The organism is Proteus sp. GOKU (genome assembly GCF_015475555.1).
In the GTDB taxonomy this organism is placed as follows: Bacteria; Pseudomonadota; Gammaproteobacteria; order Enterobacterales; family Enterobacteriaceae; genus Proteus; species Proteus mirabilis_B.
In genome coordinates this window covers 973479-997312 of the sequence record NZ_CP034105.1, presented here as the reverse complement: position 1 = coordinate 997312, position 23834 = coordinate 973479, and the positions used below count along the sequence as shown (strand labels likewise).

Genomic DNA, 23834 nt, shown 5'->3' with positions numbered 1-23834 from the left:
ACAATAAGACGTTAGTCGAGATAGTTTAAATTAAACCAAAAATAAAAAGAATCACCTTCCTCACAATGAGGTAAATAAAAGAAGTTTGCAGTAAAAAGTTAGTCTATATCAATAAACCTGTCTCCTAGCAGGTAACCTCACCAGGGTTAAAGCAGTAAAAACAAACAACAATAAAAAACTAAAAGGCGTTGTAATTGATATTACAGCGCCTTTTTCATTATTTAATTAACTAAATGCTCTAACACCATAGCACCAGCACCTTGAGAAACAATTTCATAAGCGTGGCTTGCTGGGTAAACTTCTGTTTTTATATTTGGAAAGAGAGAGAGTTTAGTTTCAATCGTTCTTTTAACGGTATCAAAGAATGTGTATTTGGGTATTAATGTTCCGCCACAAACAACAATATCAGGTTGGAGCATTAAAATTGTATTTGCGATAGCAAGTCCATAGTAATAAGCGGCTTCCTCTAATGCATCAATACACAAAGGATCTCGCATTTCTATTGCTTGGAAAATAGTGTGATAGTTAATTTCATCATCTGTACTGACAAGAGATGTTAATAAAGAGTGCTTTCCTCGTCTTATCTGATGAATAACATTATTTTTTATTGCATCTAAAGAGCACAGTGTATTTAAACAGCCATAAGAGCCACATTCACATAATGGTCCTTTCGCATCAATTGTCATATGACCAAAACAATTCATCGTCGCCGAGGTATCAGTTAAAAACTGATTACCAATAATAGCGCATCCCCTTACTTCGGTATCACAAGAGGTAAATAAAAATCGTTGTGTTTTTTGGCGATAATATAAACGAAATTCGGCTAAAGCGGCAAAATGCACCCCGCTTCCCACGGTAACGTAAGTAGGAATTTTTTTACGTAATAACGTCTCTAATTCACAGAATTCTTCGTCGAGGGATTTTGAAGCCAATTGATGCTCAACAACATGCTCAATAGAAATTCCTAGCCCTAAAACTTTTTCATAGCTGATTTTATTTTTTAATAACAATGCATCAATTTTAGGTAATAGCTTTTCAGTCATTTTATACGCAGATAAATAAGGCTCTGGCGATATTTTAATTTTATCCAACATATTGAGCTTTAAGTCCATTAACACAATAGTTGAATAGACTTTACTCAGTTCAATACCAATTAAAAACACCCCTTCTGTATTAATATTATACAAAATAGGTTTTCGTCCACCGGTTGATTCCCCTAACTCTGCGGTTGTAATTAATTGAAGCGCATTTAACTCGTCCAATAATCGAGCACAAGTCGCAGGTTTCATTTGTGCTAATTCGGTCAACGTTTCTGTTTTTATCGGTCCATTCTCTGCCACTAATTTATAAAGACTTTTAAGTTTCAATGCTTTTGAAGTCTTAGAAGACTGAAGTTCTTTTAAATTTTTCAATAGCATAGCGACTTCCTTTATTAAATTATTAAGCAAAGAAACGAGGAATATCGCTATCTTACTGTAAAAAAAGCAATAGTTCCTTAATCAAAACAAACAATATGATCTTAATCTCAAAATGAGAATAAGCAAGTTGTTCATTTTTGTTTATCAGGCAAAGTACTCTCAACCACTATTTAAAACGTAATGACGATTTACACAGGAGAGAGTCATGCATCAGGTTTCTGAAATCAATAAAGCAAAAGAATTTGTTCAATCTAAAACGACTGAAAAACCAACGATTGGGATCATTTTAGGCTCAGGTTTAGGCCCTTTTGCCGACACATTAGAAGATGCTGTACATATCCCGTATCACACTATTCCACACTTTGCAGCGTCTGGAGCAGTGGGGCATGCTAATGAATTAGTGATTGGTAAAATTGCAGGAAAAACAGTTGTTGCAATGAAAGGTCGTTTTCATTACTACGAAGGTGTATCACTCGATGAAGTTACCTTTCCTGTTCGTGTAATGAAAGCATTGGGCGTTGAAAAACTCATTATTACTAACGCATGTGGTGCCGTAAATACTGAATTTAATCCGGGTGATCTTATGTTAATTACGGATCACATTAACCTGACTGCAAATAACCCTCTCATTGGGCCAAATAATCCTGAACTTGGTGTTCGTTTTCTAGATGTCAGTGAAGTTTATAACAAAGCAATGCGTCAAATTGTTATTGATATCGCCAAAGAACAAGACATTACCTTGCGTCAAGGTGTCTATGCATGGTGGACAGGTCCAACGTATGAAACTCCAGCAGAAATCCGCATGATAAGAACATTGGGTGCAGATGCCGTAGGTATGTCAACCGTTCCAGAAGCGCTGATCGCTCGCCATTCAGGTATTGATACCATTGGTATTTCATGCTTAACCAATATGGCTTGCGGTATTTTAGAGCAACCTCTTAGTCATGATGAAGTCATTGAAACAGCAGAACGCGTAAAATCTACCTTCTTAAAGCTTATCAGTGAAGTGATCTCTCGCTTATAACTTTCTACCAATAAGAGAAAAAGTGGATCATAGATAGCTGCCTATGATCCACTTAAATCAATATCCCCAACAGTGGAGATTGTTATGGGTATAAAAATACAGCTCAAAGGCATGATGTTTATGCAATATTTTATCTGGGGAAGTTGGTTGATTACCCTAGGTGCATACATGATGCAAACATTAAACTTCACAGGGATTGAAGTTGGATTAGTTTATGGCTCTAAAGGTATTGCGGCTCTAATTATGCCTGGTTTATTAGGTATCATTGCCGATAAATTTATTCCTGCAAATCGTTTATATATTATTTGTCATCTTATTTGTGCTGTTGCTTTATTCTTTGCCGCTTCAGTGACTGATCCTTCGATTATGTTCTGGGTTATGTTTATTAATGCATTAGCATTTATGCCAACCATTGCACTTTCAAACTCTATTGGCTATTTTTGTTTAAATAAGCATAAATTAGATTCAGTTGCGCATTTCCCCCCTATTCGTGTATTTGGTACGATAGGCTTTATTGTTGCAATGTGGTGTGTCAGCTTATTTAGATTAGAGCTTAGCAATACTCAATTATATATTGCATCCGTTGCATCACTTTGCTTAGCGCTCTATTCATTCTGTTTACCTAAAATTCCAACAGCACAGCATAAACAATCCACATCTTGGGCCTCTCGCTTAGGATTAGATGCATTTGTTTTATTTAAAAAACCAGTCATGGCAATCTTCTTTTTATTTGCGATGTTATTAGGTGCTGTACTTCAAATTACAAATACTTTCGGTAGCCCATTTATTCATGATTTTGCTAAAAATCCTGAATTTGCAGATAGTTTAATTGTTCAATATCCATCAATTTTACTATCAGTATCACAAATGGCTGAAGTTGCCTTTATTCTAGCAATACCTTTTTTCTTAAAACGCTTTGGTATTAAAAAAGTCATGTTAATTAGTATGATTGCATGGACTTTACGTTTTGGATTATTTGCATATGGCGATCCTTCTCCTTGGGGTTTTGTATTGCTGATGCTTTCGATGATTGTTTATGGTTGTGCATTTGATTTCTTTAATATTTCAGGCTCTATCTATATTGAAAATGAAGTTAAACCTGAAATAAGAGCCAGTGCTCAAGGACTCTTTATGACCATGGTAAATGGTGTTGGTGCATATGCTGGCTCTATTCTAAGTGGTATGGTTGTTGATCACTTTACTGTCAATGGTATGAAAGATTGGCAATCAATTTGGTTAATATTTTCTTCATATACATTAATACTAGCAATTATCTTTGTGTTTGCTTTCAAGGAAAATAGAAAACTAGCTCACTGATAATCTTTATACATCACTTGCTTTCTTATTTTAATGATAATAAATCGACAAAAAGATTTATTATCATTTTTATTTATAATTAATTTTTAATTTTCAATACACTTCGATAAATTTCTTTTTTAAAAGCAAAAAAAACCATTAACACATATTATATTAAAGAAAAAAATGGACTTTCAAAAAAGGAAATAAAATGTCACATCAAGAATATTCACATGAAGTAGGTATTGTTATTGATGTAATAAAGAGCTACTCGCCTTTTAAACGATGGAATAAGAAAGATAAAGATGATAAGTTTACAGAAATAACATATAGCTTTCCTGATTGGAGTAAATTGAGAGGAGATGAATATAAAACAATCACAACACTAAATAAGTATCAAGAAGGAATAGCTGAGAAAATATTGCAACAATGGTCTGATGTTACAAACATTAAATTTATAAAGAAAAACAATAAATACGATACCAACATTAAGTTTGGTGTTTATAACAACGTGAATGAAATAACGAAAGATAACTCTCATTTAGTCCTAGGTGTTGCTAGATATCCATATAACAATACAGATCCAAATAAAAAAATAGAGAAAGCTACCGATTATAGTAGTGGAGGACATGTTTGGATAAATATATCCTCAACAGTATGTATAAAAAAGTTTAATAAAAAAGAAATGACATTAGAACAAGAAAATGAAGTGAATTTATTTAAAGAAAAATCAGACAGTGTAAAATATTATTATATAGAAACAGATACTCATATTACTTTATATAAAAATAATAATGATAGTGGTCATATTAACAATCAACCTATAATATTACCCAAAGGAAATGGAGAAACTCAAACTTATATACATGAAACAGGGCATGCTCTTGGTTTACCGCATACCTTTAAGTGGGATAATTATAATAACCCTGATGTTGAAGCCAATACTTTTAAATATACAGTGATGACATATCGATACCCAAAAATAGAAGAAGCTGATTTGGGTGGGCTTTATCCTATGTCTCCACTATTAATTGATATATATGTTATTCAAAAGTTCTATGGGGTAAATACAACAACAAGAACAGGTGATAATATCTATGGTTTTGATTCTAATACACAAAGAGAACATTATAGTTTAACTTCACCGGGCGATACCATGATCACTTGTATTTGGGATACCGGTGGTATTGATACTCTTAATTTTTATAAATATAACAAAAAGCAAAAAATAGATCTAAATGAAGGCGCTTTTTCTGATGTTGGAGGATTACAAGGTAATCTCTCTATTGCCTATGGTACTGTCATTGAAAATGTTATTGGTGGTAGCAACGACGATATTATTATTGGTAATAATGTTGATAATCATCTTTATGGTAATAACGGCAATGATATTATTTATGGTAATAATGGCAATGATGTACTTCAAGGAGGGAAAGGCAATGATTGGCTTTACGGTGGTGAGGACGATGACATTCTATATGGCTCTGATGGAAATGACATTCTTTGGGATGATCAAGGTTGTAATCAATTCAGTGGTGGAAAAGGAAAAGACATATTTATACTAGGCCTTAGTAATTATAATAGCCATAATAAAATTATGGATTTCACAAAAAGTGAAGATATCCTGCTATTCTCTGATGAGAATGATCATACTTTTACAATTAAAGATTTAGTTAAAAATAATGAAATTACTATTTCTAGCAGTTATAAGCATATAGAAAACACTACCCAAATATCCATTTCAAAAGAAATACTGTCTAAAAAGTATATTCATACAATAGAACTTGTCGGTAATTTTTCTTTTGATGATATATTTAACAGTTAACATATAAAGTAAATAAAAATTTAAACAACCTTATGATATAACTTAGATTAATTAAATATAATATCTAAGTTATATTTTTAAAAAAATAACAAAATAAAATAATAACAGAAAAAAAGATCCCTATCGGAAAGATAACTTTATTTTTATTAACTTAATTAAATTATTCTGACTTAAAACACACTTCACTTCACAATTATTTAAAAACATATTTTCCCCCTCTAGATTAATATCAATAAGTGGCTATCTTTATTATCGCTGGCGCTCGCCAGATAATTAAACTATTTTCAACATGAAAATAAACTTAACCTAAACTTGATATCCGGAGGATATTATGGGTTCTTCTTTATTAAAAAAAGCAGTAGGATTATCTAATGTCTCTGATTTATTAGATAAGAGTGGAATTTTTTATAATTTCTCAGCTAAGACTCTACCTTCTTTTGATTATGATACCGCAGGAAAACATATCGCACGTGAAGATTCCACATGGAATGGGAAATATGTTATCGGTCAAGCAGCAGAAGTAACGTATTCATTCCCAACTTGGGCAGGTAAAAAGTTTAATGATTTTGGTGATAAAAATCCCTATGGATTTAATTCAACACAGAAAGAACATGCAAGACAATCTTTAGATGCATGGTCTGATATCGCAAATATTAAATTTACAGAAGTAGGACCAAATGTAAAATCAGATATTACTTTTGGGAATATTACTGATCCATATGGCAAGTTCCAAGCTTATGCAACATTACCAAATACCCATGATTATTACGGGCGTGATGTTTCAGGCCAAGCTTGGTTTAGTGATTATTATTATGCTGGCAATACAACGCCTGAATTAGGTAACTATGGTCGCTTAACTATTATCCATGAAATTGGTCATGCACTCGGTTTAATGCACCCTGGCGATTATAACGCAGGGCAAAACGTACCAGGTTATTTAAAATCTGACTACGCTGAAGACAGTCGTCAATATACTGTTATGAGTTATTGGGAAGAATATGAAACAGGCGCGCACTTCCAAGGTGCTTATGCAGGTGCCCCTTTACTTCATGATATTTCAGCAATGCAATATCTCTATGGTGCAAATACAACAACCAGAACAGGTGATGATGTTTATGGTTTCAACTCAAACACCGGTATTGATTATTACACTGCAACAAGCAGTAACGATAAATTAATATTCTCCGTTTGGGATAGCGGTGGTAACGATACTTTTGACTTCTCAGGATATTATCAAGATCAAGTTATTGATTTACGTGAGGGTCATTTCTCTGATGTTGGCGGACTACAGAAAAACGTTTCTATTGCACAAGGCGTTACAATAGAAAATGCAATCGGTGGCTCTGGTAATGATATTATCTATGGAAATGATGCTGATAATATTCTCATCGGTGGCGGCGGTAACGACATACTGTATGGTGGCGGCGGTCAAGATACATTATGGGGTGGTACGGGTAGCAATACCTTTGTTTATAAAGAGATCTCTGACTCTTTAGTCTCTGCCGCTGACAAGATAATGGACTTCAAATCGGGTATTGATAAGATTGATTTATCAGAATTAATCGAAAATACCTTTAGCCATAAATTCCTTAACTTTGTTGATAATTTTACAGGTCGCTCAGGTGAAGCAACCATTAAATATGATCAAGCAACAAACTCAAGTGAACTTGCTATTAATGCTTATGGTTATGGATATAGCCCTGATTTCAAAATTGACATTGTAGGATTTGTTAATTACGAAACTGACTTTATTGTTTAATTTGTCATTGGGTAGGAGAGAAGTATTTCTCCTACCTTTTTTATCAATACGGAGCTATTTTTATATTTTTTCATTAAAAAAAAGATAGATTTATCGCTCCGCATTGATAGAAAAAATGCAGTAAATAGTAATAAACAGATAGGAATAAAATCAGGAATAACATTATGCCAGCAAGTAAACACAATAATGAAATAACAAATATTATAAAACAAAGAAAGAAAGTATTTCTTTCCATTGGAATATTCACAGCCTTAATAAATATTTTAATGTTAGTTCCTTCCATTTATATGTTGCAAGTTTATGATCGAGTTTTACCTTCAGGTAATGAAATGACTTTATTAATGCTAACGCTCATTATGTTAGCATTATTTATTTTTATGGGAGGATTAGAGTATTTAAGAAGCATTATTGTCATTAGAATGAGTAACAAACTTGATTTATCCTTAAACTCAAGAATTTATACTGCTGCATATCAAGCAAAATTAAATAAAACTCCCGGTATTAATTCCTCTTTAGCATTTAATGACTTAGTAACTATTAGGCAATTTATTACAAGTCATGCTATTTTTGCTTTTTTTGATTTACCTTGGTTTCCTATTTATCTTCTTGTTATCGCATTATTTAATCCATGGTTAGGATTATTTGCATTATGCGGTGCGCTCGTTTTATTTTCGTTGGCAATTCTTAATGAATATTTATCTCGATCATCATTAAAAAAGGCCAATGAGTTTGCTAATCAAGCACAAGTAATACAAGGTCATCATTTTGAACACCCACAGCCTATTGAAGCTATGGGAATGCTAGGTCATTTACGAAACCAATGGCAAATTGCTCACTTTAAATATCTACAAGCACAAACTCATGCAAGTGATAATGCAGCCGGTGTCAATGCAATAACAAAAGTCACTCGAATGGCACTGCAATCCTTAATGTTAGGATTAGGCGGATGGTTGGCAATAGATAATACAATTAGCCCAGGAATGATGATCGCAGGCTCAATACTATTAGGTCGTGCTTTAGCCCCGATTGAACAAGTTATTGGTGTATGGAAAAACTGGGATAGTAGTAAAGAAGCTTATAAAAGGTTAACTACACTACTAAACACGTATCCTGAAGAAAATAAAAAAATGGCGTTACCTTCTCCTAAAGGTGAATTAACGGTCAATATTAATCAGGCTCAATACCCTCAAACAGAACGTACACTATTAAATAATATTCATTTTTCACTTAGCCCGGGTGATGTACTTGGTATTATTGGCCCTAGTGCTTCAGGTAAATCCTCTTTAGCGAAATTTATTGTAGGTATATGGGAAGTTAAAACCGGAGCCATACGCCTTGATAATGCAGATATATATCAATGGAATAAAAGTGAAGTTGGTCAATATATTGGATACCTTCCCCAAGAAATCGCTCTTTTTCCCGGTACAATTGCCGAAAATATTGCTCGTTTTTCTGAGATAGATCCTCAAAAAGTCACTCAAGCTGCAATGATGGCAAATGTTCACGAGATGATTTTACGTTTTCCTGATGGATATGAAACCGTTATTGGTGCTCATGGTGAAGGATTATCAGGGGGGCAACGACAACGTATAGCATTAGCACGCGCATTATATGGCAACCCTACACTGGTTGTTTTAGATGAGCCAAATTCTAATTTAGATGATTTGGGCATTAAAGCGTTAATGCAAGCTATTCAAATACTTAAACAAAATAAAAAGACCGTTATATTAATTACGCATCAAAAACAATTACTCTCAGTGACCAATAAACTTTTAGTTCTTTTCGATGGTCACACTAAATTATTTGGCTCTACAACAGCCGTTATTGCTGAGTTAAATAACTCATCAGCAATAAAGAGTACGCCAACGCCAGCAACCACACCTATTACTCAAAGCAATATTTAATATTGAGAAGACTATTATGATCACAAAAAAAAATGAAATCGATATTGTTCATGGAATTTCAGATGATCCTAGGAAATTCTTAATAATAGGATGGTCAGTTATTCTTTTAGGTCTTGCTATTTTTATTTTTTGGGCTGCCTTTGCCCCCTTAGATAAAGGCGTATCTGCTAAAGGAAATGTTTCAATTTCAGGTAATAAAAAAAGTGTTCAAGCTTCAGTAGAAGGTATTATTACTGATATTTTAGTAAAGAATGGTGATAATGTAACCGAAGGTCAAACACTTATTCAATTAAGCCCTATTCAATCAAAAGCTTTAGTAAAATCCTTATCAGAACAATATGATAATTTACTTATTACTCAACAACGCTTATATGCTCAATTAAATGAAAAAACAGAGTTCACCTTAGATCTTAATGAAGAATATTACTCTCCATCAGAGAATTTAAATAAATTACTACTACTTCAAAATAAGTTACTTAATGAAAAGTATATTGAATTGCATAGTGAAATAAATGGCTACAACGCTATTATTGATGGAGTTTCTAATCGTTTAATTCATTTAAAAAGATCCACACAAAATAAGCAGCATCAAATTAATAGTTTACAAAATCAAATTAAAGATTTATACACTCTTGCTAATGAAGGCTATATTCCTCGTCATCGTTATCAAGAAATTGAGCGTGAACTCGCTGAAAATAATAACCATCTTAATGATACATTTGGACAAATAAGTACATTAGAAAAACAAAAGTTGGAGTATGAGCAAAAAATATTGCAACGCAATGCTAATTTCTACCAGTCAGCACGTACTGAGCTTAATCAAGTTCAATTACAAATAAGTGAAACAGAAAAACAACTTATCATTGAAATAGATAAACTGAAAAAGATGCAAATTACTGCCCCAATTTCAGGAATAGTAATGGATTTATCTGTTTTTACCCAAGGTGGTGTTGTAAGAACAGGTCAAACATTAATGGAAGTTGTTCCTCAAGATCATCAATTAATTATTGAGGCACGTTTAGCCCCTCACCTTATTGATAAAGTCACCCTTGGTCTTCCTGTTGATTTAATGTTTAGTGCATTCAATCAAAATACAACGCCTAAAATTCCCGGAGAGGTGACGTTAATTTCAGCGGATAGACTTCTCGATGAAAGAACGACAGAGCCTTATTACCAAGTATTTATTAATGTTAAAGATAATACTCTTCTTGCAGACAATAAAAATAAATTAAAGGCTGGAATGCCGGTTGATGTATTTATTAATACAGGCGATCGTTCATTGCTAAATTATCTCTTTAAACCTGTTTTAGATAGGATCCATACTTCATTGACGGAAGAATAATGATGCGAATAAAAAAAATCTCTGCCATTATATTTATATGGATGCTAAGTTTTCACGCTTTTGCCATCAGTTTATCTGATCTCTATTTCTTAGCAGTGAAAAATGATCCTACGTTTAATGCTGCGATTAAAGAACAGGTTGCAGGGAAAGAGTATGAAAATATTGGATTATCTCAATTACTTCCAAGTGTACATGTAAACTATCAAAATAACCCACGAAATTGGCAGCGGAAAGTTTATCCTATTAATACAAATCAAGGAGAAATGGAACGAACTGAATATCAAAATTATCAAAGCCATTCTGTCAGTGCCATTATTAGCCAACCACTCTTTGATTACACGGCATTCAGTGATTACAAATCATCAGTAATAAAAACATTACTATCAGATAGTCGTTATCAAGTTAAATTTTCCGAGCTAGTGATCAGATTAGTGGATAATTATATAGAACTGGCTTATGCACAAGATAAGTTATTATTAAATCTTTCACAGCAAGAGATTTATAAAAAACAGCTAACATCAAGTCAGCGTTTATTCGAGTTAGGCGAAGGAACAAAAACAGATATATCAGAGATCCAAACACGATTATATTTAACTCAATCTCAATATACAGATATTCAGCTTGAGTTAGATAATGCTAAAAATAAACTAAGTTCAATGATTGGTACATCACTACCTTATGCAGAGCATATAGCAAAATTAAGCAATAATCGTTTTATATTACAACCTATCACACCCAATAATTACGAGTCATGGGAAAACGAAGCTATGCAAAGCAATCTCAATATCCAAACGGCTCGTTATGAAATGGCAATAGCAAAACAAGAAGTAGAAAAAAATAGAGGTGAATTTTTCCCAACAGTGCAACTCTATGCTTCTTATTCTAATAGCGATTCTGATAGCAATAATACCGTAAATCAGAAATATCAATCAGCGAACGTTGGTTTTTATGTCAGTTTACCTCTATTTAATGGTGGAAAAACAACAGCTTCAATGCGCCAATCTACTGCGCTATATCAAATGAGTGCTTTTGAAAGAGATGCAATTATCCAGCAAATTAGACAAGAACTACGTCATCAATACCAAATATGCACAACGAGTAATATTAAATTGAATGCCTATGAGCAATCTGTTTCTTCTGCTAAATTGCAATTAGATGCAACTCAAAAAAGTTATATTGGCGGACAAAGAACAATGGTCGATGTTCTTAATGCCGAAGAATTATTATATCGTGCTCAACAAGATTTAATTAAAGCTAAATATGATTATATTCAGGCTTGGGCATTATTACATCAATATACTAATACATTAGATATTGAGAAAATAAAATTAATTGAAGGCTATTTTCAATAGAATTGCTAAATTTTTCAATAAGAAATATTAATGTAATTATAAAAGTCCTAGATCATGGATAGAAATAGGACTTTTAATTATAAGCAACTGTTGATTACTTATTTTAGCTAGCGGGTATCATCACTTCTTTTTAGTACCGTACAACATTAATACACGGTGAGTAAGAGCAATTGATGCTAGACCGATAAAACATTCAGCTAGGAAAATCAGCATAAATTACCCCCATTCATAAGTACATTTTGTTTGGGCGGGGGTTCTGATAAAGTAAAGTGACTTGTCATATAGTGCTTAGCTAACTCCGATTTAATGGACACATTTTAAACCTACCATTAAAACTAAAAAGAGCAAAATATATTTCTCAACAAAATCCATTTCTGGGCTTTGATCACATAAAAACAACACAAAAAATCAAATCTATGTCATTTTAAAGCCGATGTTAAATTTATTTGCTCTTTTAGAACCGTCTTTTGAAAAAAATAGACTTTTAAATCAGTTAATTAAAGAAAACGAATGTTAAATCACCCTGTTTTTCTACAATAGGTTTTACCTTTAACTGACTTATCACTGATAATATTTCTTTTCGCTCTGGTCGGACTAAAACAATCGCAAGCCCTTGATAGTTATTCTCTTCAATTAAGTTAACTAACTGCTTAAGATCATAATATTTATTTTGCACATCTGGATATGCTAGACCGTAAGCAAGCTCCCCTTTCGTCTCTGTTAAACGAATATCAGTGCGTTTTAATCCCCATGCTAAGGACGTTCCGATCCCGATTTCATCAGTTAAAATATAAGGCTTATCGGCTAGCTCACTATAATAGTGATTAATTGCTTTTTCAGGGGTACTTTTGCTTTCTATTTTATGAGGAATGGCATACCCAATTGCTAGACTTAATCCTATCGAGCAAAACAGAGTCAGTAAACGTGTGGGTTTAAAGAATGAAGCAATTCCCATCACACTCCAAAATAAGAAGCCCACAATACCCAGCAGCGCTTTATATTGCTCATTTGTTTCATATAACGTAAATCGTGTAGAGAACAACGAATAAGCAATAATAGAGACGCCTACAAGCCCAAAAACCGTATTTATGATCGCATTAATATTATGAATTTTTTCATTTTGTTTATTTTTTAGCTCTTCCATGTAATGTGCAATCAAGATAGAGAGCGGTACAAAACACGGTAACATATAGGTTAATAGTTTACCGCTGGAAGCAGAAAAGAAAGCAAAAAAGAGGAATAACCAAAACGAAAAATAAAGCGTTCCCTTTTTCAAGAAAATAGCCGATTTAAGAGCACCAAATAAGAACCCTAACCACGGCAAAATACCCAAAATAACAATAGGCAAATAAAACCACATAGGTTGCGATCTTGCTGAATCCTTCTCAACAAAGCGTTGAACATGCTCAATCCAAAAGAAGTAGTGCCAATAGTCAGGGGCTTGAAGTGCAACAGAAATCACCCAAGGGCCCGCAATAACAAGCATTGAGATAAGTGCTATTGGTGCATAACAAAGAACTTCTTTAAAACGAGATAAGCTAATTGCGGTTACAACAAAAACTAATGCAGGTAATACAACAGCAATAAACCCTTTAGTTAAAAAGCCTAATCCACAAAAGATACCGACTAAAATATAAGCACCGATTTTTGATTTTCTATTCTGTGCAGATAATCCACTTAAAAAGTAATACATCGCAATCGTGACAAACATTGTCACAATAGGATCAAGAATATTGTAGGTACCAATTGCTAACACAAGAAACGAAGATAAAAAGACAACTAGCGCATTAAACGCCAATGCACGGTTATGCCAAATGAGCATAGCAGCACGATAAACAAATAAGCCAGTTAATAAGGTTGAAGTCACAACAACAATACGAACAGAAAAATTACCGCCACCAAATAACCATTGGGCAATACTGTTTAACCAATACCCCAATACTGGTTTTTCAAAATAGCGAACATCCAGCATGTAAGGTACAGACCAGTTACCTGATACCAGCATTTCTCGGCTAATTTCAGCATAGCGGATCTCATCTGGTTGCCAGAGTAGTCGCGTTTCGAGAGGAATTAAATAAGTTAAAAATATAAAAATAAAAAGTAGAAACCATTTATATCTTTCTACAAAATCAACACGCATATATTCCCCGTTAAAATAAAACAATATCATCTTATACGAACTATTCACTTAGAATACCTATCCTATAAAAGATTCAATTATTATTTATTAAATTATAATTAATTAATAACTTGCTTTATTTTCAACCAACCAAAATGATACTTAAGAAAGATATTATCTATAAAAATCAATACAATGAAACATTTTCATTGAAAATTAAAATAATGAAAGATTAATTTTTTATTAAATAACTGGCGTCTTTTTATTAAAAAATTATCTAGATAGTATTAAAAAATAGAGGATAAAAATTAAACATAAACAGAAAATAAACAAAGTCTATAAATAAAAAAACCAGAAGGAACTTATTCTGGTTTTTGATTACTTTATTTAATTATATGATGATAAAAATCTTATTTACTAAACTCTTTAAAAGCGCCCATGGTGTTGGATGCATACATAACTGAAGGGCCACCGCCCATATAAATAGCAACACCTAATGCTTCAGCAAGTTCTTGTTCTGTTGTGCCAAGCTCCACAAGTGTTTTTGTATGAAATCCAATACAACCATCACAACGATTCGCGACAGCAATTGCAATGGCGATCAATTCTTTTGTTTTTGCATCTAAAGCGCCTTCTTTACCACCCGCTTTTGTCGTGCTCATAAACGCTTTCATCACTTCTGGAATATTTTGAGACAACGCCCCCATGTTGCTGGCAATGTCTGTTACTATTTCTTTGTACTTGCTCATTTTGGAGTCCTTAATAATATATCTATTTATATAATATAAAAATATAATATCAAATTATATAATCTAAGCAAGTCAATTTAATTTGTAGTGATCTTTTCTATTGCGATAGTTACTAAAAAAAGAGGTTTAAAGTGTCTATTTTAGATGAGTGGGCTGAACGCCATATCGAAAAAGCGTTACAAAAAGGGGAACTTTCATCGCTAAAAGGTGAAGGGAAACCACTGATCCTTGATGATAATAGCCATGTTCCAGAATCACTTAGAGCAAGCTATCATTTATTAAAGAATGCTGGTTTTTTACCACCTGAAATGCAAGACAGAAAAGAAGCCTTATCTCTAGCAGAAATCCTAAGTACGTTAAATGAAGCGGAAATAGAAGATGGATCACTGCAAAAGCGTTTGACATTACTTGAGTTAAAATTGCAACAAGCAGGTTTAGATACCCAATTTTTACATGCAGACTATGCCACACAACTAACAGAAAAATTAGCAAATCATAAAAAAGAAACCAGACAAAAATAATGAAATATCAAAATAAAAAAAGCCTATACATCCCTGTATAAGCTTCCGTCATCGCAGAGAATTAACCTGCTGTTGGAGAATAATACGTTGGTGAGCCAGGTCCTACTGGTAAGTTGAATACAAATACCCATAAGTAGAACAATAATGACCAACCAATTAAGAAAATCACGGAATATGGCAACATCATAGAGATCATGGTACCAATACCCGTATCTTTCTTATATTTTGTTGCGACTGCTAATATCAAACCAAAATAACTCATCATAGGTGTAATGATATTAGTGACAGAATCGCCTATTCGATATGCCGCTTGGATTGTCTCTGGTGCATAACCGGCAAGCATTAACATTGGTACAAAGATAGGTGCTGTCACAGCCCATTGTGCCGATGCTGAACCAATCATTAAATTAATAAAAGCACAGATTAAGATAAAGCCTAAGAACAGCAACCCACTTGGCATATCAATACTATTAAGTAGCGCAGCACCTTTAACAGCTATTACCTGACCGATGTTTGTCCAACCAAAGAACGCAACAAACTGAGCCGCAAAGAAAATAATCACTAAATAGAGGCCAAGTGTACTCATCGAATTCGCCATAGCGTCAACGATATCTTTATCTGTACGCATTGTCTTAGCAATCCATCCGTAGACAATACCCGGTATTGCAAAGAATAAGAAAATAAAGACAACAATCGATTTTAAGAAAGGAGAATTACCAATAAGCCCTGTTTCTTGGTTTCTCAATATGCCATTTTCAGGAACAACCGTTAGCGCCAAAATCACGCCCATCACAATAAATGTCCCTGTTGCAGCCCATAGTGCTTTCTTTTCTAGTGGCGTAACTTCAGCAGCATTCCTTAAATCATTTTCTTCATCATCAAGTTCGTTACCGTTATAAGGCCCTAGTTGAGGCTCAACGATTTTTTCCGTAATGAAGTAACCTAAGAAAGTAATAAGGAATGTACTGACAAACATAAAGTACCAGTTTGCTTCAGCACCAACGATATAGGTTGGATCTATAATACGCGCAGCTTGCTGTGTAATACCCGATAATAACGGATCTATCGTTCCTAAGAGTAAGTTAGCAGAATAACCGCCTGAAACCCCTGCAAATGCAGCCGCTAGACCAGCAAGTGGATGTCGTCCTAACGAATGGAAGATAATCGCTGATAACGGTATCAGTACCACATAACCTAATTCAGCCGCAGTATTAGACATAATACCAGCAAACACAATTGCTAATGTGGTCATTTTGCGAGGTGCTTTCATTACCACTAAACGCATCACCGCAGATAATAAACCTGCTCGTTCAGCAATACCGACACCTAATAACGCCACCAGCACCGTACCTAAAGGTGCAAATCCAGTAAAGTTTGTAACGATATTTGCCAATATACGACGGATACCATCCGCATCTAACAAACTAATAATATGGATATAGCCATCTTCTGCACGTCCTTTTGCGCCTTCTGGTCGGGGATCTTGTACCGTAACACCGAAGTATTCACCAACAGCCGAAGAGACAAGTAAAATAGCAATTAAAATAATAAATAAAATAACGGGATGGGGTAGTGCATTTCCTAGCCATTCCACCGTGCGTAGAAAGCGACTGCCTCCCTGTTTTTTTGTTTGCATCATTTATCCTTTTTATAAAAAAAACAGAAAATGCACAGTACACAACCCTTTTTATTATGACTATCTGTTAATCCTATTTATAAATACCTTATTTAAGATAAAAGCTAGGGCAAAATTGTTAAATAAAATATTTTTTACCATAATAAACAACCAATTAAAAATTAATCATACAATTACAAATCACTTGCATTAAAATTAATTTATAATATCTAAAATTAAAAAATGTGCATAAGGTAACATTTTTTAACATTTTCATGATTATTTATTAACCTTTTCTGATTGAAAATGCCTTCAATTAATAGTCAGAAACGATTAAACACTCAGATAAACCTGATAGTAACGGTTGTAATTACTATAAAAAAGAAAATAATGACGAATAAATGGTCAGGATAGGTTAAAACTTTAGATTATTTGTAACATGAACAACTAATATTGCAGTAGATATTGAACGTTCAACTATACGTAGAATGAAGAATTGCTGATCTGAGCAAAGAAAGAGAGAAATCGTAAATTAAAGATTTAAAAATAATGATGTTGATATTTTAAAGATAAAAAAAGAGGACAAAATTATATTTTGCCCTCTTTATCTACCACTCAATAAGAAAATATTTACTGATTAGAAGATAATATCTGGTGTGGTTTCCGCCATAAAATATATACACTTACTTGCATGTCTATCTTCAATCTCTTCTTCAACGTGAAAGCAATCTTCAAAAAACCAGTAAATTGGGGTTCTTAAATAGACAGCTAATGTCACAAGGTAGCTCAAATCTATTTTATTTAACCCGCGTTCATAACGTGAGAACTGTTGTTGGCTTATACCTAGTTTATCAGCAATGTGGCTGCCAGTATAACCAAGCTCTTTGCGTTTTTTCTGTATTCTTCTGCCAACTAATTCATTCACATTGATGTCTATAAAATTATAATCCATCATCGCGTTTTCCAACTTCATCTCTATCAAGGCATTGTTAAAATAATTGTCCCTACACCAGAGAATGGGCCTGGTGCAACTCGACCTCGAGTACGTAATATGGTGCTAACTTCAATAGGTGCTGCACGGAATTTTTGTACAAAAACAGTTGCACCACTTTCACCTGGTCTATCATTAAGGTAGAGGTCGGCATATAGACTATTATCAGGGCGAAGTCTTACGCTTGAACCATCCATTCCTGATGCGATTGCCATAACCAGCATATCTTTATTACAAGTGACATTAATGGTTTTCTTTCTATAAGCATTATTCAGATTTTCTTCATTAATATCGCCGTAATCCATATCCACCGAACCTTCAATAATTTGGCAGGCACCTGCCGGTGGTGGGGCAATACCACACATTGAGCCTGGCAATAAACGACCATCATCAGCAATCCCGCCAGAGTTTTTTTGATAGAACAAGCCTACACACTCTTGAATGGTATCAACAAGGACACCACTATGCTTCGCAACTTTAGGGCCATACGGCAGTGGTAATTTTCCACTATTTTGAACCGCAACACGCAGTTCCTCCATCGTTCTATACTTCTCAGCATGGCTCAGAATAACCGTTGTTCTGAGTCCCCCCGAACCATCAGGCTGGTGTCTATGGTTAATAGTAATATAGCATTTTGACCAACCATAACATGGGTTTAATGCCCCAGGAGGCTCAGGGTCCCAACGTTGAATTATAAAGGTATAGTCAGCAGCCTTTCCGCTACTACTCACTTTTGATTCCGTAATATAAGAAAAAATGGCAGCCATTGATGATGCTGAAAATAGCATCATTACGCTAAATATAAATAATGCTGATAATCGTTTTGGGGTAAACATATTAACCTCAATCGTAAAGATTAATCATAATTCAGATGGAATGTGGCTATTGCACTGAAACGGCCTCGTTTTATTGACTCGTTTGCAATAGCATTCGGTTCTGCTTGTATAAATGCACGGAACCTTAAAATCGAATCCCCTGAATTTAAGGCGATATTACTTGTTTCCTGATTAATCCGCAGTGGACTACCATCAGAATTTTCTAAACCAATAGCAATGCCTTCTGCTTGGCTTCCTGCACTTAATGCAAGAAAACCTTGCCCAACCATTGCTTGATTTTCATTACCACTGAATGTCACTCTTACTTTCTTATTAATAGAAAGGTCACATTCTGATAAATGAATTTGAAAAGTTTGGCTATTTGTTCTACCCGCGCCAATATAAAATGTTTTATCAGGTACATTACCAAATTCTAGAGAAATGGTTTCATCACCTGGCTTAATCACACAAGGCTCATCCACCAATGTGCCATAAAGTCGCATATTATTCGGTGCTGCATTGGCTGTTGTTAGTGTTCCCATTAGTAGCGTTAACCCGCAAATAACAGGAAGCGATAATGTCTTAAATTTCATTTTCACACTCCTATTGATATTCAGCGAGTAATGTTGCTGTTACTTCGAATGGGCCTTTTGCCAATGTACTGCCCGGTTTTTTCACCGGAACAGCTTGAATAACAGGTGGCTTAGTGGGCGATATAATAACGCGTTCATTTAAAATAAAAGGTTCGCCATCACGTATCATATGTATGGCTAAATTTGCCATGTTAGTCTGTAATCCCGCATCATCAAATTGGCTTTTAGGACCAATAATTGACAAGGTAAGATCCCAACCCTTTATATTTTGATCGCACTTTAATGTGTAATTCACAGGTTTTGTGTAATTAATTCCATCTACTCTATTAATACCCACATTGTTGCCAAAAAAGACTTCAATTAAGTTATTATTTTCAATCACACAAGGTGGCGGAATTAATAATGTGCCAAATAACTTCATATTGGGTTCATCAGCACTTGCAAACAAAGGTGTCACTGCAAGTAGTGTTGTCAGACAAACCTTTTTCAAATTCATAAGCATTGTGCTGACTCCTTACTGATATTCCATTCGAAGAGTGGCTGTTGCTGTAAATTCACCACCTGTTGTTAATGTTGTCGAATAATCGCGAACAGGTACTGCCTCAAGCTTAGGAAAATCAGGATAAGTAAAGTTTACTGTTTGTCCTAATCTTAATGTCTTGTTTTGGTAAAGAATGCGTACACCAAGCCCTGTAAAATTCGTTCTTAATGCATTTGCATCAAAACTTGCACCATTTCCCACAATAGAGACTTTTAGTGTATTCACTGGCATCTGCTTACATACAGCATTGTAAACAATAGGTCTTGTATAATTAGTACCATCAATACGCGTACTCATTACTTCACCAAAATCGACTTCAACCGTTTTGCCGTTATTAATAACACAAGGTGGAGGTGCGATTACGTTGCCTCTAATATAGATATATGACATCCCCGGTATAACGGCGCTAGGTGCCGCTACCGCTTTAGGTGATGTACTTGCAACAGCAGCTGAACTCAGGACACCAGTAAATGTTGTCATTAATAAAATCAACACTGCTTTGCTTGTGTTTAACCGCTGTTCCATATCCATAAATAAACCTATTAATTTCCAGTCGCTGTTTCTACAACCTTACATTCGTTGCCACTACAGCTAAATTTCAAACGAGGGCGTCCACCGTAGTCATTGATATAACTTAGTACAGGTGATGCACCAAGTGCAGAAGCTTTTAGACTAAGGTCAGCACTACTTTTTGGATCAATCATTAAAGGCATAAATCCAGTTATACTTTCACCTTTTAACCCTGTTAAACCATCAACAATTGTCACAAAATAAGGCGTTGGATTATTAACCTGATAGGTATCCCCTTTCTTCGTTAAGGTGATTTTTTCCTGCCACGGATTTGTTAAATCCGTTTGTGTGGCATAAATAGCTGCTGGACGATAAAACAGTTTAATACGTGTTTGTAATGCAATTTGTAATACGTTTGGTTTATCACTACGTGGTGGAATTTCACGTAAGTTAAAATAGAATACGCTCTCTCTATCTTGAGGTAACTTAGCGACATCAGGTAATGATTGTATTTTTATTTGGCTTTTATCACCTGGTTCAATACGCTGAATAGGTGGCAGAACGATTAATGGACTTTCTACTTTTTGCCCATTGATATCTTCCATCCAACCTTGTGCTAAATAAGGTAGATCTTTATTTTGATTACTAACATTCAGGCTGACAGACTTATCAGCTCCATTAAAAATGACACGAGTTCTATCCAATGCAATCGCAGCAATGGCTTGTTGAGTGAATACCATGCCAGTTAATAATGTGGTTGCTACAATGAATGAGCGCTTTAATAACATCATCTTTAATTACTCTTTTGTTTATAAAATCGTTTAATTTTTCCCTTCTCAACCTTCTGTTTTAACAAGCTGTGGTTGAGATGGTGATTCGGTTCTCTCTTCTGCTGGAGAAGATATTGATGGAGTGGCTCCACAAGTTAATAATAGTGAAGAAATAAAATAACCTTCATCTAATTTAGGAACTTGTACTGTGCACTGTTTTTTACCACTCCAACGTACGTCTAAAATATCACCTGAATTTATTCCACTGAGATAAACATTACCGCTATCATTCACGATCCCCAATTCACGCCCTTTCGTGGTGGTAATGCTTGCTCCAAATGGTGGATAAGTACCGTCTTTCAAACGTACGATTGCCATCGCTTTTTGCCCTGCAATAACATCAAACTCACGGTAACCAATAGCCCCTTCAGTCAGGGTTAATTGTTGTATTGAACGTACCGCATCGACATCATCAGGTAATTTATCTAAATCGATTGTTGCACTATTGCGATAATAGTTATTAATATCTGGAAGTACTGCTTTACCAAAGGCATTGGTGTAGCTTACTGCCCCTAAACTTCTCACTGGGACTCCAGAAACGCCATTAGTATCAACTAATAGCCGCGCCGCTCCCGGCATTGCTGTACGGTGGAATGCGCCACCTTTTGGTGTCAACGTTGCCCCACCTTGGAATGAAAGTGATGCCGATGTATTTTCACCTTGAATATGGCTTGCACTTGCAGTGACTAATGCAGTATCACCATAACGAGTATAATAAGCGTCAGCTGAAGGACGACCACGGCTACTTAAACCAGCACCTAAACGATAGTTATTATTGTCATCAAGACGGTCGAAATAACTTACGTTATGTGAATTACCGTGTTTATTAATCACAGTGTTATAGCTAATTGTGGCTTTATCACTCCACGGCATACTGACGTTCAGATAAACACCATCATCATTCGTGCCATTAAATTTGTTGCGATATGCTGACAAGTTAAAGTTAATATTTTTAAACTTACCAATATCCATAAACTTAGATAAAGATAAGTTGTAGTAATCGTTATCAGGCTTATTCCAATAAGTTTGGTGGTTATAGTTAAGATAAGCACTCAAACCTATATCTGGGAATTGCTTACTTAATGTTATGGTATAGAGCTCTTTGTTATTATCGCGGTTATTGTCACGATAACGACGATCCAAATATTGATCCATACTCATAAAGTCACGTTCTGAGAAGCGATAACCGGCGAAAGTCACCTGACCATTAATTTCTTCAAAACGTTTAGAGTAACTGACTCTATAAGAACCACCGTGATAGTTGTTACCATCATTAGGAATTTTTGCCCATGAATGTGTCGCATCAAATGAAATTGCACCTAATACCATCAAGTCACGACCAATACCTAAAGAAACAGAATTATAATCCCCTGCAACTAATGACCCCCCATAGAGTGACCAACCATTAGCAACACCCCATGAAAACTCACCCATTGCAAAAACAGGCCCTTCTGTCTTGTGATCCATATCAGAAGGTTTACCTGCTGATAATTTATATTGCACACGACCCGGACGTGTTAAGTAAGGGATACTTGCGGTATCCATTTGATATTCTTGTACTGAGCCATCTTGCTCTTCTACTCGAATATCAAGCTTACCACTCACTGCATCATTAAGGTTTTGAATACGGAATGGACCCGGTGCGACTTGAGTTTCATAAATAACACGGCCTTGCTGACTAATTGTTACTTTAGCATTAGATTTCGCCACACCCGTTACTTCAGGAGCATAACCTCGTAAGTTTGGAGGTAACATCTGGTCATCAGTCAGTAAACTGATACCTGTAAAACGGAAGTTATCAAAAACATCAGAGCGTGAGTAAGTCTCACCCATAACAAGGCGAGCACCCCACTGAGTGATTGCTCTATAAAGATAATATTGGCTCCAATCCCAATCATTTTCTGAGCTACTATTCACACCTGTTGTATGTTGATAGCTTGCTTGCCAATCAGCACGGAAACGCCAAACACCTAAGTTCGCCCCCGCAGTACCACTTCCTGTTACTTGTTGTCTTTGTTTACCATTTGCAGGATCGTTGACGTTCGCATTGACGTTATAGTCAAAAATAAGACCTGAAATCCCCTCATCCCAACGAGAAGGCGGATCCCAGTCTTCAGTTGAATATTCAACATAAGCTTGCGGAATGGTGACAATAAAGCTACCCGCACCTAAGTTAGTGCTTGTTGTCATACCCGGCAATGAGGACTCATTAAGACAGGCGTCACCATCCTTCCAAGTTACCGCTTTAACCCACTCTGGTTTCAGCGTAAATTGATTGACCAATTCACGAGGAATACAAGGAATACTCGCTTTAGGATCATTTTCGGGAACTATATAATTAATAGTATAGAGATCAGGTAATTCATTATTATTAACTTTAACAATGAATTCATATTTTCCTGGCATAATATAGCCAGCTCTAGAGAAGTCAGATAAATCAATATTTTGTTTATCTTTAAGATCAAGAATATCAGAGTTAAACTCGATGTCACTAGCAGCAAACACCACATTAGAAGCACTTGCCATACCAGCAATAATTAAATAGATCAGTGCCGCAACAGGTCGAATAGTATGCTGATTACTCTTTTTTTCTGCTTTTCGTGAAGCAGTTTTGAATGATTTAGCCATAA

Annotated in this window: 19 protein-coding genes; 8 read left to right on the top strand and 11 right to left on the bottom strand. The window is 34.9% G+C overall.

Annotation, left to right across the window (positions count from 1 at the left end):
• Positions 1–221 precede the first annotated feature (221 nt).
• Positions 222–1418, bottom strand: a complete 1197-nt coding sequence (locus EHE21_RS04550) for an ROK family protein (RefSeq protein ID WP_194951974.1) — start codon at positions 1416–1418, stop codon at positions 222–224.
• 205 nt (positions 1419–1623) lie between these two features.
• On the opposite strand from EHE21_RS04550, the gene EHE21_RS04545 reads away from it, so the two are divergent.
• From EHE21_RS04545 to EHE21_RS04515, 7 genes are all read left to right on the top strand, one after another.
• Entirely contained in the window at positions 1624–2442 is an 819-nt protein-coding gene (locus EHE21_RS04545) for a purine-nucleoside phosphorylase (protein WP_194951973.1), read from the top strand.
• An 84-nt stretch (positions 2443–2526) separates the two neighbouring features.
• Positions 2527–3759 (top strand): nucleoside permease, encoded by a 1233-nt coding sequence (locus EHE21_RS04540; RefSeq protein WP_194951972.1) that lies wholly within the window; start codon positions 2527–2529, stop codon positions 3757–3759.
• Positions 3760–3949: 190 nt separating this feature from the next.
• Entirely contained in the window at positions 3950–5563 is a 1614-nt protein-coding gene (locus tag EHE21_RS04535) for a M10 family metallopeptidase C-terminal domain-containing protein (RefSeq protein ID WP_194951971.1), read from the top strand.
• 331 nt (positions 5564–5894) lie between these two features.
• Positions 5895–7322, top strand: coding sequence for a serralysin family metalloprotease (locus EHE21_RS04530; protein WP_194951970.1), 1428 nt, complete (start codon positions 5895–5897; stop codon positions 7320–7322).
• A 164-nt stretch (positions 7323–7486) separates the two neighbouring features.
• Positions 7487–9226, top strand: coding sequence for a type I secretion system permease/ATPase (locus tag EHE21_RS04525; RefSeq protein WP_194951969.1), 1740 nt, complete (start codon positions 7487–7489; stop codon positions 9224–9226).
• Between the two features lie 16 nt (positions 9227–9242).
• Entirely contained in the window at positions 9243–10568 is a 1326-nt protein-coding gene (locus tag EHE21_RS04520) for an HlyD family type I secretion periplasmic adaptor subunit (RefSeq protein ID WP_194951968.1), read from the top strand.
• Positions 10568–11920 (top strand): TolC family outer membrane protein, encoded by a 1353-nt coding sequence (locus tag EHE21_RS04515; RefSeq protein WP_194951967.1) that lies wholly within the window; start codon positions 10568–10570, stop codon positions 11918–11920. The genes EHE21_RS04520 and EHE21_RS04515 overlap by 1 nt, the downstream gene beginning before the upstream one ends.
• A 493-nt stretch (positions 11921–12413) precedes the next feature.
• Here EHE21_RS04515 and arnT read toward each other — a convergent pair whose 3' ends face one another.
• Positions 12414–14060, bottom strand: coding sequence for a lipid IV(A) 4-amino-4-deoxy-L-arabinosyltransferase (arnT, locus tag EHE21_RS04510; RefSeq protein WP_194951966.1), 1647 nt, complete (start codon positions 14058–14060; stop codon positions 12414–12416).
• A gap of 389 nt (positions 14061–14449) precedes the next feature.
• On the bottom strand, positions 14450–14788 hold the full coding sequence (locus EHE21_RS04505) for a carboxymuconolactone decarboxylase family protein (protein WP_006534886.1): 339 nt from the start codon (positions 14786–14788) through the stop codon (positions 14450–14452).
• A 131-nt stretch (positions 14789–14919) separates the two neighbouring features.
• On the opposite strand from EHE21_RS04505, the gene EHE21_RS04500 reads away from it, so the two are divergent.
• Positions 14920–15309, top strand: a complete 390-nt coding sequence (locus tag EHE21_RS04500; protein ID WP_194951965.1) for a DUF1992 domain-containing protein — start codon at positions 14920–14922, stop codon at positions 15307–15309.
• A 61-nt stretch (positions 15310–15370) separates the two neighbouring features.
• Here the strand turns inward: EHE21_RS04500 and EHE21_RS04495 are convergent, their stop codons facing one another.
• The 8 genes from EHE21_RS04495 to EHE21_RS04460 all read right to left on the bottom strand — a co-directional run bounded on the left by EHE21_RS04495 (position 15371) and on the right by EHE21_RS04460 (position 23832).
• A complete protein-coding gene (locus tag EHE21_RS04495) occupies positions 15371–16945 on the bottom strand; it encodes an AbgT family transporter (RefSeq protein ID WP_088493544.1) in 1575 nt (524 codons plus the stop codon).
• A 616-nt stretch (positions 16946–17561) separates the two neighbouring features.
• Positions 17562–17879 carry a helix-turn-helix domain-containing protein gene (locus EHE21_RS04490; RefSeq protein WP_194951964.1) on the bottom strand — a complete coding sequence of 106 codons (318 nt, stop codon included), beginning with the start codon at positions 17877–17879 and terminating at the stop codon, positions 17562–17564.
• A gap of 23 nt (positions 17880–17902) precedes the next feature.
• Positions 17903–18751 carry an adhesin gene (locus tag EHE21_RS04485; RefSeq protein ID WP_194951963.1) on the bottom strand — a complete coding sequence of 283 codons (849 nt, stop codon included), beginning with the start codon at positions 18749–18751 and terminating at the stop codon, positions 17903–17905.
• Between the two features lie 20 nt (positions 18752–18771).
• Complete coding sequence (locus tag EHE21_RS04480) at positions 18772–19323, bottom strand: fimbrial protein (RefSeq protein ID WP_194951962.1); 552 nt, start codon at positions 19321–19323, stop codon at positions 18772–18774.
• Positions 19324–19333: 10 nt separating this feature from the next.
• The gene (locus EHE21_RS04475; protein ID WP_228766734.1) at positions 19334–19819 is read right to left on the bottom strand and encodes a fimbrial protein; all 486 of its coding nucleotides are present in this window, start codon (positions 19817–19819) and stop codon (positions 19334–19336) included.
• 18 nt (positions 19820–19837) lie between these two features.
• On the bottom strand, positions 19838–20395 hold the full coding sequence (locus EHE21_RS04470; protein WP_228766733.1) for a fimbrial protein: 558 nt from the start codon (positions 20393–20395) through the stop codon (positions 19838–19840).
• An 11-nt stretch (positions 20396–20406) separates the two neighbouring features.
• Positions 20407–21165 carry a fimbria/pilus periplasmic chaperone gene (locus EHE21_RS04465; protein ID WP_194951960.1) on the bottom strand — a complete coding sequence of 253 codons (759 nt, stop codon included), beginning with the start codon at positions 21163–21165 and terminating at the stop codon, positions 20407–20409.
• Between the two features lie 45 nt (positions 21166–21210).
• Positions 21211–23832 (bottom strand): outer membrane usher protein, encoded by a 2622-nt coding sequence (locus EHE21_RS04460; protein ID WP_194951959.1) that lies wholly within the window; start codon positions 23830–23832, stop codon positions 21211–21213.
• Positions 23833–23834: the final 2 nt, after the last annotated feature.